At 65.6% G+C, this 14,834-nt stretch carries 13 protein-coding genes and 1 pseudogene; 6 read left to right on the forward strand and 8 right to left on the reverse strand.

Annotated elements, in window-relative coordinates; genetic code table 11:
* The first annotated feature begins 11 nt into the window (after window positions 1-11).
* The 5 genes from BLT64_RS20520 (at window position 12) to BLT64_RS20540 (ending at window position 5,729) form a co-directional block, all read left to right on the forward strand.
* Entirely contained in the window at window positions 12-1,265 is a 1,254-nt protein-coding gene (locus BLT64_RS20520) for an ABC transporter substrate-binding protein (RefSeq protein WP_011747418.1), read from the forward strand.
* An 83-nt stretch (window positions 1,266-1,348) separates the two neighbouring features.
* The gene (locus BLT64_RS20525; protein ID WP_011747417.1) at window positions 1,349-2,245 is read left to right on the forward strand and encodes a carbohydrate ABC transporter permease; all 897 of its coding nucleotides are present in this window, start codon (window positions 1,349-1,351) and stop codon (window positions 2,243-2,245) included.
* The gene (locus BLT64_RS20530; RefSeq protein WP_011747416.1) at window positions 2,235-3,113 is read left to right on the forward strand and encodes a carbohydrate ABC transporter permease; all 879 of its coding nucleotides are present in this window, start codon (window positions 2,235-2,237) and stop codon (window positions 3,111-3,113) included. The genes BLT64_RS20525 and BLT64_RS20530 overlap by 11 nt, the downstream gene beginning before the upstream one ends.
* 5 nt (window positions 3,114-3,118) lie before the next feature.
* A complete protein-coding gene (locus BLT64_RS20535; RefSeq protein ID WP_011747415.1) occupies window positions 3,119-4,216 on the forward strand; it encodes an ABC transporter ATP-binding protein in 1,098 nt (365 codons plus the stop codon).
* 7 nt (window positions 4,217-4,223) lie between these two features.
* Window positions 4,224-5,729 (forward strand): GMC family oxidoreductase, encoded by a 1,506-nt coding sequence (locus BLT64_RS20540; protein ID WP_011747414.1) that lies wholly within the window; start codon window positions 4,224-4,226, stop codon window positions 5,727-5,729.
* A 416-nt stretch (window positions 5,730-6,145) separates the two neighbouring features.
* On the opposite strand, the pseudogene BLT64_RS20545 reads toward BLT64_RS20540, so the two are convergent.
* From BLT64_RS20545 to BLT64_RS20580, 7 genes and pseudogenes are all read right to left on the reverse strand, one after another.
* Window positions 6,146-6,286 (reverse strand): annotated as a pseudogene (locus BLT64_RS20545) (VirB8/TrbF family protein); the annotation flags it as partial.
* 174 nt (window positions 6,287-6,460) lie between these two features.
* Window positions 6,461-7,447 (reverse strand): serine hydrolase domain-containing protein, encoded by a 987-nt coding sequence (locus BLT64_RS20550; RefSeq protein ID WP_011747412.1) that lies wholly within the window; start codon window positions 7,445-7,447, stop codon window positions 6,461-6,463.
* 340 nt (window positions 7,448-7,787) lie between these two features.
* On the reverse strand, window positions 7,788-8,372 hold the full coding sequence (locus BLT64_RS20560) for a protein-tyrosine phosphatase family protein (protein WP_041529813.1): 585 nt from the start codon (window positions 8,370-8,372) through the stop codon (window positions 7,788-7,790).
* On the reverse strand, window positions 8,305-9,423 hold the full coding sequence (locus BLT64_RS20565; protein WP_011747409.1) for an MBL fold metallo-hydrolase: 1,119 nt from the start codon (window positions 9,421-9,423) through the stop codon (window positions 8,305-8,307). Before BLT64_RS20565 ends, BLT64_RS20560 begins: the two co-directional genes overlap by 68 nt.
* A complete protein-coding gene (locus tag BLT64_RS20570) occupies window positions 9,411-11,138 on the reverse strand; it encodes an ABC transporter permease (protein WP_011747408.1) in 1,728 nt (575 codons plus the stop codon). Before BLT64_RS20570 ends, BLT64_RS20565 begins: the two co-directional genes overlap by 13 nt.
* A 5-nt stretch (window positions 11,139-11,143) precedes the next feature.
* Entirely contained in the window at window positions 11,144-12,112 is a 969-nt protein-coding gene (locus tag BLT64_RS20575) for an ABC transporter substrate-binding protein (protein ID WP_011747407.1), read from the reverse strand.
* Window positions 12,103-13,251 carry an ABC transporter ATP-binding protein gene (locus BLT64_RS20580; protein ID WP_011747406.1) on the reverse strand — a complete coding sequence of 383 codons (1,149 nt, stop codon included), beginning with the start codon at window positions 13,249-13,251 and terminating at the stop codon, window positions 12,103-12,105. The genes BLT64_RS20575 and BLT64_RS20580 overlap by 10 nt, the downstream gene beginning before the upstream one ends.
* Window positions 13,252-13,335: 84 nt before the next feature.
* On the opposite strand from BLT64_RS20580, the gene BLT64_RS20585 reads away from it, so the two are divergent.
* Window positions 13,336-13,929: a DUF1697 domain-containing protein gene (locus BLT64_RS20585; RefSeq protein WP_232290495.1), complete on the forward strand. Its 594-nt coding sequence runs from the start codon at window positions 13,336-13,338 to the stop codon at window positions 13,927-13,929.
* Between the two features lie 140 nt (window positions 13,930-14,069).
* On the opposite strand, the gene BLT64_RS20590 is transcribed toward BLT64_RS20585, so the two are convergent.
* Window positions 14,070-14,822, reverse strand: coding sequence for an amino acid ABC transporter ATP-binding protein (locus BLT64_RS20590; RefSeq protein WP_011747404.1), 753 nt, complete (start codon window positions 14,820-14,822; stop codon window positions 14,070-14,072).
* Window positions 14,823-14,834: the final 12 nt, after the last annotated feature.

Here is a 14,834-nt window from a genome sequence, read left to right on the forward strand (position 1 = left end):
GGAGTATCCCCATGAAGAACCTATTTCCCGCCCTTCTCGCCAGCTCGGCATCGCTGATCGCCGCGATGCCCGCTCAGGCCGAGGTACAGCTCGAGGTCATGCATCACTGGGTGGCCGAAAGCGAAGCCGCCGCGCTCAACGTCGTCCGGGAAGCACTGGCTGCCAAAGGCTACGGCTGGCAGGACAGCGCCGTGGGCGGACAGTCCGGCGGCAACATGCAGCAGGCGTTGCGCTCGCGCCTGGCCTCTGGCAACCCGCCCGGCGCCATGCAGTTCATCGGCTGGGAGGGGATCGACTGGTCGGCCGAGGGCGTGATGCGCGAGCTCAACGCGCTTGACGAGGCGAATGGCTGGGAGGCCGCCATTGCGCCGCAGGTGCTGCCCTTCGTCAAGAACGGCGACGACCTGATCGCGGCGCCCATCAACATGCATCGCCAGAACTGGGTCTGGGCGAACAAGGCCGCCTTCGACAAGGCCGGCATCGAGCAGCCCGGCACCTGGGCCGAACTGATCGAGGACGGGGCGAAGCTGAGGGAGGTCGGCGTCATCCCGCTGGCCATGGGCGACGAGCCCTGGCAGATCCAGGTGATATTCGACGCGCTCGTCGCGGATATCGGCGGGCCGGAATTCTACAACAAGGCGCTGGTCGAACTGGACCCCGAGGCGCTGTCCTCGGACACCATGAAACAGGTCTTCGACACGCTGCGCCAAGTGCGGGGGCTGGTCGACGACGGTTTCACCGGCCGCGACTGGGCCGTGGCCTCGGGCATGGTCATCAACGGCCAGGCCGGGATGCAGATCATGGGCGACTGGGCCAAGGGCGAATTCCTGGCCAAGGGCCTGAAGCCGGGCGAGGATTTCCTGTGCTTCGCGACGCCATCGGAAACCCCGTCCTTCCAATGGCTGATCGACAGTTTCGGCATGTTCAAGGTGACCGATCCCGAGGTGACCAAGGCGCAGGACGCCCTGGCCGAAGTGGTCATGGGCCCCAAGGTCCAGCATGACTTCAACCTGATCAAGGGCTCGATCCCGGCCCGCACCGACCTGCCGGTGGACGATTTCGACGATTGCGCGAAGAAGGGCTTCGAGGATCGCGCCATCGCGATCGAGAACGGCGCCATGCTCGGGGCCTCGACGCATGGCTTCGCCAGCCAGCCCCAGTTCGCCACCGTGTTCGGGGATGTCGTGGCGCAGTTCTTCGTCAACGACATGGCCTCGGAAGACGCCGTGCAGATGCTGGTCAGCGGAATCGACAACGCCCGCTGATCCCACCTGCCGCCTGGACCTGCCGGTGACCGCCACCCCGGCAGGCCCTTCCGCATTGTCCCCTTTTTCTGGAGAGGATCGTCATGACCCGAAAGAAAAGCTTCTCCGACCGGTTGGCCGACTGGCTGCCGCGCCTGGTCATGGCGCCAAGCCTGCTGGTGATCCTTGTCGGTGTCTATCTGTTCATCGCCTGGACCGGCTGGATCTCGCTGTCCTCGTCCAGAATGGTACCGCAATACGATTTCGTCGGGCTGGAGCAGTATTACCGGCTGTGGGCCACGCCGCGCTGGCATACGGCGGTGGCGAACCTGTTCATCTTTTCGGCGCTGTTTCTGGCCGTGACCATCGGGGTCGGGCTGGTCATGGCGATCCTGCTGGACCAGAACATCCGGGCCGAGGGCGCGTTGCGCGCCGTCTATCTCTACCCGATGGCGCTCTCGTTCATCGTCACCGGCACGGCCTGGAAATGGATCCTGAACCCGGACCTCGGCATCCAGAAGGTGGTCAACGGGCTTGGCTGGGAAAGCTTCGTCTTCAACTGGATCACCCAGCCGAAATTCGCCATCTACACCATCGTCATCGCCGCGGTCTGGCAATCCTCGGGCTTCGCCATGGCCATTTTCCTGGCCGGGCTGCGCGGTATCGACAATTCGGTGATCAAGGCTGCGCAGATCGAGGGGGCCACCCTGCCCCGCATCTATGCCAGCATCATCGTGCCGATGCTGCGCCCCGCCTTCCTGTCGGTGACCGTGCTGCTGAGCTATATCGCCATCAAGAACTTCGACCTGGTGCTGGCCATGACCAACGGCGGGCCGGGCAATGCGACCGAGGTGCCCTCGACCTTCATGTTCTCGGCCACGTTCCGGCGCAACCAGATGGGCGTCGGCGCGGCCAGCGCCATGATGATGCTGATGACGGTCGCCGCGATCATCATCCCCTATCTCTATTCCGAGTTGAAGGAGAGCCGCGATGGCCAGTGAATACGGCTCTGCCGCGCGCTCGCGCATGATCGGGCGGGCCTTCATCTATGGCAGCCTGGTGCTGTTGGCCGCCCTTTACCTGATGCCGCTCTGGGTGATGATCACCACCTCGCTGAAATCGCTGGACGAGATCTATGGCGGCTCCTTCATCGGCCTGCCGCAGGCGGTTACGTTCGAGGCCTGGGGCAAGGCCTGGAGCCAGGCCTGCATCGGCACCGCCTGCACCGGGTTGAAGCCCTATTTCATCAACTCGCTGATGATGGTCGTCCCGGCGGTCCTGCTGTCCACGGGCATCGGGGCGCTGAACGGCTATGTGCTGACGAAATGGCGCTTTCGCGGCGCCAACCTGGTCTTCGGGTTGATCCTGTTCGGCTGCTTCCTGCCGTTCCAGGCGGTCTTGCTGCCGATGGCGCAGGTGCTGGGCAAGCTGGGGCTGTCGGGCACGATCCCGGGCCTAGTGCTGGTGCATACCGTCTATGGCATCTGCTTTACCACGCTGTTCTTCCGCAACTATTTCGTCACCATCCCGGACGAGCTGACCAAGGCGGCGCAGATCGACGGTGCGGGCTTCTTCCGCATCTTCTTCTCGATCATGCTGCCGGCGGCGCTGCCGATCATGGTCGTCTCGTGCATCTGGCAGTTCACCCAGATCTGGAACGATTTCCTGTTCGGCGTGTCCTTCACCGCCGGGGAATCCTCGCCCGTCACCGTGGCGCTGAACAACGTGGTGAACGTCACCATGGGTCGCAAACAGTATAACGTCGACATGGCCGCCGCCATGATCGCCGCTCTTCCCACCCTTGTCGTCTATGTCGTCGCGGGCCGCTATTTCGTCCGTGGGCTGACCGCCGGCGCAGTGAAAGGCTGACCGATATGGCTACTCTTGAAATCGATCGCGTCCGCAAGGCCTATGGCAACATGGAGGTGCTCAAGGAGGTCAGCATCTCGATCGGCAGCGGGGACTTCCTGGTGCTGCTCGGCCCCTCGGGCTGCGGCAAGTCCACGCTGCTCAACATGATCGCGGGCCTTGAGGGCATCACCGCCGGCCAGATCCGCATCGACGGCGATGTGGTGAACGACCTCTCGCCCAAGGACCGCGACATCGCCATGGTGTTCCAGTCCTATGCGCTCTACCCGACCATGACGGTGCGCCAGAACATCGAGTTCGGCATGAAGATCCGCGGCGTGCCGCCGGCCGAGCGCGACAAGGCCACCCGCGAGGCGGCCGAGCTTTTGCAGATGGCGCATCTGCTGGATCGCCGCCCCTCGCAACTGTCGGGCGGGCAGCGACAGCGGGTCGCCATGGGCCGCGCGCTGGTCCGTCATCCCAAGCTGTTCCTGTTCGACGAGCCGCTGTCGAACCTGGACGCCAAGCTGCGCGTGGACATGCGCACCGAGATCAAGCGCCTGCACCAGCGGCTGGGCACCACCATCGTCTATGTGACGCATGACCAGATCGAGGCGATGACGCTGGCCACCCGCGTCGCGGTGATGAAGGACGGCATCGTGCAGCATCTGGACGAGCCGCAGGTGGTCTATGACCGGCCGGCCAATGTCTATGTGGCGCGTTTCGTAGGCTCGCCGGCGATGAACATCATCCCGGGCCGCCTGATCGAGGGTGCCGCGGGGCCGGAGCTGGAGATGGACCAGCCCGATGGCGGCAAGTCGCGCATTTCCGGCGTGGCGGTCAGCGAGGACGCACGACGGCAATATGCCGGCAAGCCGGTGCTGGTCGGCATCCGTCCCGAGGGTTTTTCCGTCGCCGAGCCGGGCCAGCAGGCCGTGCAGGCCGCCATCGAGGTGGTCGAGCCCACCGGTCCCGATACGCTTGCCATGTTCACCCTGGGCGGCGTCGAGGTGATCGCCCGGCTTGCACCGCGCACCGCGCATGCGGGCCAGACCGCCCGGCTTGCGGTCGAGATGGCCAAGGTGGTTCTGTTCGATCCGCAGACCGAAATCCGCATCGACTGAGGTAACCATGAGCACGGACAGCGATGTCGTCATCATCGGTTCGGGCATCGGGGGCGCCACGCTCGCCTCGGAGCTGGCTCCTTCGGGTGCGCGGATCCTGATCCTGGAACGCGGCGAGCATCTGGCCGACACGCCCGAGGCGCGCGACGATATGGCGATCTTCGAGCGGGGCTTCTATCGCTCGGACGAGGAATGGATCGGCTCCGACGGCAAGAAATTCCTGCCGGGGAACTATTACTACGTCGGCGGCAACTCGAAATTCTACGGCGCGGTGATGTATCGCTACCGCGTCGAGGATTTCAGGGCACGCCCGCATCTGCAGGGCACCTCGCCCGGCTGGGATATGTCCTATGACGACATGGAGCCGTGGTATGCCCGGGCGGAGGCGCTGTTCAAGGTGCGCGGCGCGACCGGGCAGGACCTGACCGAGCCTCCCCGGTCGGGTCCGTTTCCTTTTCCGCCGGTCCCGGACGAGCCGGCGCTGCAGCTGGTACGCGAGCGGCTGAAGCGGGCGGGCGTCCATCCCGCAAGCCTGCCGCTGGCCATCGACATCGATGCCTGGCTGAAGCGTGGTCGGACGGGTTGGGACGCTTTCCCCAACACCGGCGGCGCCGGCAAGATCGATGCCGAGGCCGGACCGCTGGCCGATGCGCTGAAGCATCCCAACGTTCGGCTGATGACCGGCGCGCAGGTGATGCGGTTGGAAACCGGTGCGGACGGGCACGAGGTGGTCGCGGCGGTCCTTCGCCGCAACGGGCGCGAAGAGCGCCTGACCGCGCGGCATTTCGCCGTGGCGGCGGGGGCGGTGCAATCGGCGGCGCTGCTGCTGCGCTCGGCCAACGCAGCGCATCCGACCGGCTTGGGCAACCGCTCGGACCAGCTTGGCCGGAACTTCATGAACCACAACACCAGCGCGATGATCACGCTGAACCCGTTTCTGCGGAATGACTCGGTCTATCAGAAAACGCTGTTCTTCAACGATTTCTACAACGACGATCCCCAGGTTCATGCGCCGCTTGGCAATGTGCAGCTTTTGGGACGGATCACAGGCAACATCCTCAAGGCGCAGGTGCCGGCCATGCCGCGTTTCCTGGCAAGGCTGATGGCCGACCGCGCCTTCGGCTGGTTTCTGACCAGCGAGGACCTGCCCAATCCGAACAGTCGTGTTCTGGTTCGGGGCGAGAATATCGTCATGGACTGGCAGCGCTCCAACATGGATGCGCATCACCTGTTGATCAAGCGCGCCAGGCAGGTGATGAAACGCGCGGGATTCCCGGTGGTGATGGTGCGGATATTCGGCAACAAGACCACCTCGCATCAATGCGGCACCGCGCGCCTCGGTGTCGATCCGCACAAGTCGGTTGTCGATCTGGACTGCCGGAGCCATGACATTCCCAATCTATGGATCACCGACGCCTCGATCCTTCCCACTTCGGCCGCGGTAAACCCGGCCCTGACGATCGCCGCGCTAGCCCTCAAGGCAGGCGAGGCGATGAAGAATGAGTTAATCTGATCAGCGTGCTGCGGATATGCAAACGAAGCGTTGCTCCATGCTGCGTTTATCGCAACTTAGCGCATTCTGGTGCAGGCTCTGGCCCCGGCAAGCTATGAGCTTTATTGCGTCCGGGTAAAGTAAGGATATGTATAGGAAACAATAGAATAGGGAATGGCAGAGGGTTGCAGCTCTGCGCGGCATTGCCGCCCGTCGCCGGCATCCAGTCCGGCGGCACATGCAGCGGCTTTGGCTCCGGCTCGGTGACGGCAGCGGGAGGCGAGGGCAGCGGCGGCACATGGTCGTCATAGCTGAACTACGGCGCGTTCTTAGTGGCACAGCCCGCCAGCACGATGACCGATAGCAGGACAACGGCCAGCATGGATCGGGCAAGCTTCTCGCCGGGTTGCCGATCATTCCTGCGAAGAGAACAACGGTCATTGGCTTGTCTCCCGCGACCATGAGATCGCATTGACGTAGATGCCGAGCGGATTGGCGCGCAGGGCCTCGGCGCTGCGGGACGTCTGCAGCATCACGGTCAGGATGGCGGTCCAGCGTTCCGTCGCAGACAGCGGGCCGACAACAAGCAGTCGGATACCCGCAGGCACATTGAATCTTCCACCGGAACACTCGCAGTGACGTTTCCGTCAGTCCTGACAATTGTCGGGGTCGCGTCCCCGGCTCCTCCGGATCAAGCCCGTCTCAATGCCTCGCACGGCCTCACCGCGAGCGCTTCCCTCGTCAACCGTCGGTCAGGGCGCTGCAAGCAGCGGTCCCTCGAGCAGCTCCATCAGACGCCCGAAATGCCCGTCCGACCGGGCAGGCGCATTCGGGTCCGAGGTGATGGCGACAGCCAGGTCGCGTTCGGGATGTGCGGCGATAATCTGGCCGCCATAGCCGCGGGCGATGATGAACCCGCTCTCGCTCAGGAACCAACCATAGCCGTAGTCGAGCCCTGACCAGGGTGAACGGGTACGGGGCCGGACCGAGGCTCGCATCCAGTCGGTCGAAACGACCTGCCGGCCCTCGAACCGTCCGCCGTCACGCAGGAGAACGGCGATGCGCAGCATGGCGCGCGGCGTCAGCGCCATCTCGTTGCCACCGAAATAGAAGCCTTGCGGATCACGGGTCCAGGCGGGGATCTCAATGCCAAGCGGGCGGCCGAGAACCGCGCGCGCCTGCTCGAGCAGGCTGTCGCCCGTCGCAACCGCAAGGGCCGCGCCAAGGATATGGGTGGTGCCGGTGGAATAGATCATGCGCCCGCCCGGCGCGGCGACCATCGGCCGGCGCAGGGCGAAGGCAACCCAATTGCCGGAATTGACCCAGGCGCCGTAATTGCCGCCCGATGTCCCCTCAAGGCCGGCGCGCAACGTGACCAGATCCTCGATGGTCAGGTCCGCGGCACCGGGGGTCGCATCCGACGGAATGATCGAGGGCGCGACCGCACCCAGCGTCGCATCCACGCCGGCAATCGCTCCTTGCGAGATAGCACTGCCGGCAAGCAGCGCAACGATGCTTTTCGAGCATGACTTGATATTCGCGACCCGGTCGAGGCCGGGGCCGCGAAAGGCCTCCGCAAGGACGATATCCTCGCCCCGCTGCACCATGATCGCATGCAGCTGAGGCAGCTCTCCGGCGAGCGAACCCATATCGCTTGCGGTCTGAGCGGCCGCCCGACTGACGAGCGGGGCGGCCAGTGTGGTCAGAAGAGCGGTCGAAAAGGCCCGTCGGCTCAGCATTGGCAATCGTCCCTCGCGTTTACCGTGCAGGTGTCAGGCGGATCGAGCGCCAGCCATCTCGATCCGGATCAGCCGCTGCCAGTCGTCTCCGAAATCGTAGACATGGTTGAAACTGTCGTTGCGCCCGACGAATCCTGCAACCGGACCTCAGTATAGCCGAATGTGCAGGGTCCGGCGAAACCATCGTCCAGCAGGGCCGGATCGCCATAGCGCAACCCGCCGATGCGGAATTCGTGCAGATGAACGCCGCCTGCAGGGCCGGATGCAGCCGGTCCAGCGTCCAGTCGCAGGGAACCACCAACCGCCCCTAAACTGCGGCAATGATCTCAGACGAGAAAGACTAACCGCGCAGCAGGGCGGGCAGGCTGCCGCTAGCCAGAACCGCACGCGCCAGATCCAGCATCGGCGGCAGTGGATAGGTGTCCGAATTGCCGCGCGCCCTACGGATATGGGATACCGCACTGTCCAGCGTCGGAAACGTGCCAGGCGCGCGCAGGTGCAGATAGATCGCCAGCACGACGACCGATCGCGACCGCCCGCCCCGGCAATTCACCAGCACATGCCCGGCGCGATGGGCGGGATAGTTCGGCTTGCCGGGGCTGGCCTGCGTGACCAACCCTTCCAGCGCCAGCACGGCGGCGGCGAGATGGGCGGGCGTATTGCCCGCCCCGTCGATCAGCCCCACCTTGGCACGGCGCATATGGGTGCCGTCGGGCAGTTGCAGGGGCGCGACGTCGATGTTCAGCGACACATTCAGCGAAGAGGTGATGCCCGCCGCCAGCAGCGCGGCGCCGTCGCTGGCGCCGGTCAGGTTGCCGACGTAAAGGCGGCAGATCCGGCCCTGGGGCAGGATCAGGTCATGGACCGGGACAAGGATCGTGGTGTCGTTCTCGGCCCGCTCGCGGGTGGTTTCCTTGATCAGCATGGATTGGGCTTTCTTCTGTCGGGGGGCAGATCCGGTCCGGTCGCCAGATCGGGGCCAGGGCCAGCGCGAGTTCAGGGGCATCGTCCAATGCCCCGAAGGCGGGAACCAGATGCCTGGCGCCGGTGATTTCGGCCAGCCAGATCTGGTCGCGGGCGCGGGGATGCACGTTCCAGGGATTCCGGCTGGCGCGACCCGCAGCGATCAGCCCCGCCGCCGCGCTGCCGGGGGCGACATGGCCGGTGAAGATGAAGCGCCAGCCTCGTGCATCGGCGATCAGGCGTGACACCAGATCGCCGGGGCGCTCGGTATCTGCGGCGATGATCACATCGCCGTCGCGAGCCTCCGACGGGGTGGTGACGCTGCGCAGATCGGGCAACGCCCCCTGCAACTCGGCCCGGACCTGCGGGCAGACAACCGGCGACAGGCCAAGGGCGGACAGTCGCAGCGCCATATCCGCGCCGCGCCCGAGGATAGGGACCGGCAGCACCGTGCCGGGGACGATGCTGTCCGCCAGCGCCGGCGCCTGCTCGGCCAACGCCTGATCGCGGTCGCCATAGGAAAGATCGGTGATCACCAGACCTGCCCGGGGCGGGGGATCGAAGGGCAGAAGCCCGGATTCCCGGCTCCAGTCGCCCATGTAAAGCGCGCCGCCCTCTTGCGGCAGATGCAGCCAGATGCCGCCCATGGCATGTCCGCTGCGCCCGACCAGGACAGGCAGGCTCAGCAGTTGCGCAGAGCCTTGCAGCGGCAGGGCGTGGCAGGCTTCGGGCGGCAGATGCAGGCCCAGCAGCGGCAGCGCGTCGAAGGTGGTGCGGCTGGCAAAGACCGACGGACAGCCCAGCCGGGGCCACAGGTCGATGGCCCCGACATGGTCGATATGCGCATGGGACAGGAAGATCGCATCGACCCGTCCGATGCCGTCCAGATCCGGGCGCTGGCCCGGTGTCGGCCCCTCGCCCAGATCCATCAGGATCCGCCGCCCGGCAATCTCCAGCAGGAAGGCTGCCGGGGATTTGCCGCCCAGGCCGCTGAATGCCGTCAGAACTGCCATGGCAACACGCCTTTCGGCAGAAAGCGCGACAGGGCCGTCGACAGCAGCATCAGCGCCAGCACGCCCAGGATCATCAGGCAGCCAACGGCGGCGGCGAGGGTCGAGGCCCCGCCTTCCTCGAGGAAGATGATCATCGGCCCGATGGTGCGGGTGCCCGAGGAGATCAGCAGGATCGAGGTCTGGATCTCGTTGATCGCGGTCATGAAGACGATCACGGCGGCGGCGATGGCGGTGGGCGCGATCAGCGGCCAGATCACGTCGCGCATCCGGCGCAGGAAACCCGCACCCGCGACCTGTGCGGCCTCTTCCAGCGCGCGGTCGATCTGGGCATAGCCCGACAGCACCGGGCGCAGCGCCAGCGCGAAGAAACCCGCGACATAGGCGGCCAGGATGATCCAGGGCGTGCCATAGATCGACACCCCGACCCCCGGCAAGGGCCGCAGGAACAGCAGGATCATCGCGACGCCCAGCGTGATGCCCGGCAGGGTATAGGCGGCCTCGGAACCGAAATGGAGCAGCCGCACCAAGGGCCCGCGCCGCCATGTCAGGAAATAGCCAAGGAAAACCGAAGCCAGCATCAGAAAGCCCATGGTGAACAGGGTCAGCCACAGCGAGGTGACGAAGGCATCGCGCAGCGACACTTGCTGGAACAGCGCCGAGACGTAGTTCTTCAGCGTCATCGTCTCCGCCGTCAGCGGCAGGCCGTATGCGGTGACCAGCGAAGTCTGGAGCAGCGCCGACAGCGGCAGCAGCAGCGAGACGATGAGATAGCCCCAGAGCAGCGCCGCGACCACGACCCCGGCCCGACCCAGCGGAAGCATCAGCGGACGGCTGCCCAGATCGACGCGGGTATCGCTGCGATCGCCCGCGCGCGCGGCCAGCAGCACGCCCGCCACGGTCAGGGCGGTCAGCACCAAGGACAACGCGGCCATGTTCGGCAGGGCACCTGGCCCCAGCCCATTGATCTGCTGATAGATCTGGGTGATCAGCGTCGGCACGCGTGCGGGAATGCCCAGCATGGCCTGAATGCCGAAATTCCCAATGGCCGAGACGAAGGCGAGGCTGGCCGCCGCCATCATGCCGCCGCGTGCCAAAGGCAGGATCACGGTCAGCAGCACCCGGCCCGGACCGGCGCCGGCGGCGCGTGCCGCCTCGGCCAGATCCAGCGGAATGCGGCGCAGGCTGGCCTGCATCGCAAGATAGACCAGCGGTGCGTTGTAGATGCCCAGAAGCAGGATGATCCCGGTTTTGGAATACAAGGGATGCCGCGTGCCCGCCTCCATCGACAGGCCGAGGAAGCCCAGCACCGGGCCGGAGGGTGAGAGGGCCTGGATCCAGGCCATGGCGGTCACCTGCGGGGGGATCATCAGGGGCAGCACGAAGGCAAAGACCAGCGCCGATTTGCCGCTCAGGTCGGTCTGCACCATGATCACCGCGAAGATCGTGCCGACCAGCACGGAAACAAGGGTCGAGGCCAGCGAAATATGGATGGTGTTCCAGATCGCCGCCCCGGTCTGCGGGCGCGAGAACAGCTTTGCCAGCCGCTCGATCGCCAGACCGCCATCGTCGAAAAGGGCCGCCTGCGCCAGCCGCAACATCGGCGCGACGGAAACCGACAGGATCAGCACGGCCAGCAGGGCCAGAACGATCCTTTCGGAGGAAAGCCGGAAAAGGGGCGCGCGCGGCGCCCCTGCGCTGTTCGGGATGGAGGTCATCCCGATCAGCCGCCGAAGATTTCGGTGAACCTGGCGCGCGCCTCGACATCCTCGGCCACCGCACGGTCGGCATCCAGCGGCATCAGTTTGATCTCGGACAGCGCAGGCATCCCCTCGGGCGACGCGACCTTGGGATCGACCGGCATGTAGCCCTGTTCGGCCGCCAGTTTCTGGCCCTCTTCCGACAGCACGAAGCTGACGAAGGTCCGGGCCGCTTCCACCTGATCGGTGCCGGCGAGGATCGCCACCGGCTCGGTAAAGAAGGTGGCGCCTTCGGCCGGATAGACGAATTCCACCGGCGAGCCTGCCCTTTTGGCGCGCAGCACATCGGCATCGATGTTGACGCCATACTTCACCTGGCCCCCGGCCACGGCCTTGAGCACCGGACCATTGCCGCCCTCGGGCACCACGCCAAGCGCGTTCAGACGCTCGTAATAGTCCCAGCCCTGGGCGGCGTCCTGCAGCAGCGAATGCATGTGGATCAGCGCCGCGCCGGAATAAAGCGGGCTCGGGGCGACGATCTGGCCTGCATTGGCGTCCTGGAACAGATCGGCCCAGCCCGTGACGGGCGCGGCGATCCGGGTGTTGTAGACGATGCCGGTGGACGAGATCTTGGTGCCGAAGAAGGTCTTGTCGGCATCATACATCAGCGGGTCGATACCTTCGAGCGGCGCTTCGGGCCAGGCCAGCAGCAGGCCCTGGCTTTTCAGCGTGCCCAGATTGATGCTGTCGGCGACCAGCAACACGTCGGCCTTGATGCCGCCGGCTTCCTGCTCGGCGGTCAGGATGTTCATCAGCTGCGAGGTGCCGTTGCGCATCCATTCCACGGTGATGTCGGGATGCCTGGCCATGAAGGCATCGACGGTCTGCTGCGCGATTTCCGGCGATTGCGAGGTGTAGAGCGTCAGCGTGGTCTGCGCCGACACCGCAGTCGCGGACAGCATCAGGGCAAGGGTGGTGACAGTCAGGCGCATTGGAATTGCTCCGTAAGATGCGAAGAGGAGGAGGAAGGGATCGGCGCCGCGCCGGGAGCGGAGGTGCCGGAAAGCGGGATGGCCCAGAGGTCGCGGAACGCCAGGTCAAGGCGCGCGCCCGGTTCGGGCGGCGTGGCCGTGTCGGGCAGCACCATGGGCAGCCGGAGGGACGGATCCGTCTCGGGGCGCAGCTCATAGGACCAGCTGCCGCCGCGATAGGTGCGGGCGGTGACACGGGCGGGGATGCCGGCCTCGCCCGGATGGACGGGCTGGATATCGGCGGGATGGGTCGAGGCCATGGCCAATGGCCGGGCGGTTTCCCCGGCATGGCAGCGCAGCCGGACGCGCGTTCCCAGAAGATCGGCCATGGCAAGCCCGTTCCCCATGGGGCGCAGGCCCTCGACCGGCAGCACCAGCCCGCCCCCTATGAAACCGGCCACCGTGGCGTCGGCAGGTTCGCGATATAGTTGCCGGGGGCTGGCGCATTGCAGCAGGCGGCCCTTGTCCATCACCGCGATGCGGTCGGCCAGGGCCATCGCCTCGGATTGGTCATGGGTGATATAGACCAGCGTCGCCCCGCTTTCGCGGTGGAAGCGGTGGAACTCGTCTTCCATCGTGGCGCGCAGATGCACATCCAGGTTGGCCAGCGGCTCATCCAGCAGCACCAGATCCGAACCGGCGGCCAGGCAGCGGGCCAGCGCGACCCGCTGGCGTTGCCCGCCCGACAGATCAGCCGGGCGACGGCCGGCAAAGGGCGCCAGGTTGACGGTGTCCAGCGCCCGGGCCACCCTGGCCTCGCGTTCGGCCCGGGGCAGGCGCGCCACCTTCAGCGCATAGCCGACATTTTCCGCCACCGACATATGCGGCCACAGCGCGTAGTTCTGGAACACGATGCCGATGCCGCGCCCTTCGGGCGGCACCATGACATTTCCACCCGCCACCTGCCGGTCGCCCAGGGTGATCGTGCCTTCATCGGGACGGTCAAAGCCTGCAACCAGCCGCAGCAGCGTGGTCTTGCCGCAGCCCGAGGGGCCAAGCACGGCCACGAATTCGCCCACCGCGATGTCGAGGTCGATACCCGACAGGACTCTGGTCTCGCCATAGCTCTTGCCGATGTTCGACAGCCGCAAACCCGTCATGCCGCGCTGTCCCTTTCCTGTCATTTCCGGCGCGACTGATGCCGCGGCGGCATGACATGAGCGTGGCCGTTCTGTAAAATCTTGATGAACCTTGCGGTTCGGATGCACGATGCTGGCGCATTCAGCCAGCCACTGCCTTGCCGACGCTGGGGAGAAGATCGAATGGTCTCATACGTTGCACTGCTGCGCGCCGTGAATGTCGGCGGAACAGGCAAGCTGCCGATGACGGAGTTGAAGGCGATGTGCGCCGCCGAGGGTTTCGGCAAGGTCCGCACCTATATCGCCAGCGGCAATGTCGTATTCTCGTCCGACCAGCCCGCGTTGGAGGTCAAGCGGGCGCTTGAGAAACGTCTGGAAGACCATGCCGGCAAGCCGGTCGGCGTCATCCTGCGCACCGCGAAAGAGATGGCGGACGTTCTCAACGCGAACCCGTTTCCTGACGCCCCGCCCAGCGGGACTGTCGCCATATTTCTGGACAGCCCGCCACCCGCCGACACGCTCGAAACGATGAAGCACCGGAAGGACGAAGAGGTTCGGCTGGGCAAGCGGGAAATCTATGTGGCTTATGGCGCGGCGGGCATGGGCCGCTCGAAGCTGGCGATTCCCGCAGCCGCGGATGGCACCGCTCGCAACATGAATACCATCGCAAAACTCGCCGAGCTCGCGGCCTCGATATAAGATGCCCGGACCAGCCGCCAACGACGGAACAAGCTCGGGCCTCCCTGTCCGCCGCTTTCCGGTGCCGGGGGCGGCCGATGCCTGCACGTCGTCGCCTCGGGGCCGATCGCGAAGGCGCAGATCGGCAGTGATCGCTCAGGTCAGTGAATGACCTGTTGCAGGAACTCACGCGCGCGCGGGCTTTGCGGGTTGGTGAAGAAAGCGCCGGGCGCCGCTTCCTCGATCTTTTCACCGCGATCCATGAAGATCACCCGGTCGGCGACCTGCCGCGCAAAGCCCATCTCATGCGTGACGCAAAGCATGGTCATGCCCTCTTCGGCCAGTTCCACCATGGTGTCGAGCACCTCCTTGACCATCTCGGGGTCCAGCGCCGAGGTCGGCTCGTCGAAAAGCATCACCCGCGGCTGCATGCACAGCGCCCGCGCGATGGCGACGCGCTGCTGCTGGCCGCCGGAAAGCTGGCCGGGATATTTTCCGGCCTGGTCGGGAATGCGCACCTTGGTCAGGTAATGCATGGCGCGCTCTTCCGCCTCGGCCTTGCCCAGGCCGCGCGACTTGCGCGGGGCGATGGTGCAGTTTTCCAGGATGGTCATATGCGGGAACAGGTTGAAGCTCTGAAAAACCATGCCGACCTCGCGGCGAATGGCGGCGACATCCTTGGTGTCCCCGGTCAGGCGGTGGCCGTCGACCAGGATTTCGCCGCTGTCGTGCCGCTCGATGCGGTTGATGCAGCGGATCAGCGTCGACTTTCCCGAACCCGAGGGGCCGCAGATGATGATCTTTTCGCCCTTCGCGACCTCAAGGCTCACATCGCGCAGCGCGTGGAAATTGCCGTAATGCTTGTTGACCTCGGTCAGCCTGATGACGGGGTCCGTGGGAACGGGGCTGTTCATGGCCGGGAACCT

Origin of the sequence: Paracoccus denitrificans (assembly GCF_900100045.1) — a bacterium.
GTDB classification, from domain to species: domain Bacteria; phylum Pseudomonadota; class Alphaproteobacteria; order Rhodobacterales; family Rhodobacteraceae; genus Paracoccus; species Paracoccus denitrificans.

Excerpts from the sequence above, each read along its gene's own strand:
- BLT64_RS20520 (WP_011747418.1), top strand. The coding sequence starts at position 12 with ATGAAGAACCTATTTCCCGCCCTTCTCGCCAGCTCGGCATCGCTGATC.
- BLT64_RS20525 (WP_011747417.1), top strand. The coding sequence starts at position 1,349 with ATGACCCGAAAGAAAAGCTTCTCCGACCGGTTGGCCGACTGGCTGCCG.
- BLT64_RS20530 (WP_011747416.1), top strand. The coding sequence starts at position 2,235 with ATGGCCAGTGAATACGGCTCTGCCGCGCGCTCGCGCATGATCGGGCGG.
- BLT64_RS20535 (WP_011747415.1), top strand. The coding sequence starts at position 3,119 with ATGGCTACTCTTGAAATCGATCGCGTCCGCAAGGCCTATGGCAACATG.
- BLT64_RS20540 (WP_011747414.1), top strand. The coding sequence starts at position 4,224 with ATGAGCACGGACAGCGATGTCGTCATCATCGGTTCGGGCATCGGGGGC.
- BLT64_RS20550 (WP_011747412.1), bottom strand. The coding sequence starts at position 7,447 with ATGCTGAGCCGACGGGCCTTTTCGACCGCTCTTCTGACCACACTGGCC.
- BLT64_RS20560 (WP_041529813.1), bottom strand. The coding sequence starts at position 8,372 with ATGCTGATCAAGGAAACCACCCGCGAGCGGGCCGAGAACGACACCACG.
- BLT64_RS20565 (WP_011747409.1), bottom strand. The coding sequence starts at position 9,423 with ATGGCAGTTCTGACGGCATTCAGCGGCCTGGGCGGCAAATCCCCGGCA.
- BLT64_RS20570 (WP_011747408.1), bottom strand. The coding sequence starts at position 11,138 with ATGACCTCCATCCCGAACAGCGCAGGGGCGCCGCGCGCGCCCCTTTTC.
- BLT64_RS20575 (WP_011747407.1), bottom strand. The coding sequence starts at position 12,112 with ATGCGCCTGACTGTCACCACCCTTGCCCTGATGCTGTCCGCGACTGCG.
- BLT64_RS20580 (WP_011747406.1), bottom strand. The coding sequence starts at position 13,251 with ATGACGGGTTTGCGGCTGTCGAACATCGGCAAGAGCTATGGCGAGACC.
- BLT64_RS20585 (WP_232290495.1), top strand. The coding sequence starts at position 13,336 with ATGAACCTTGCGGTTCGGATGCACGATGCTGGCGCATTCAGCCAGCCA.
- BLT64_RS20590 (WP_011747404.1), bottom strand. The coding sequence starts at position 14,822 with ATGAACAGCCCCGTTCCCACGGACCCCGTCATCAGGCTGACCGAGGTC.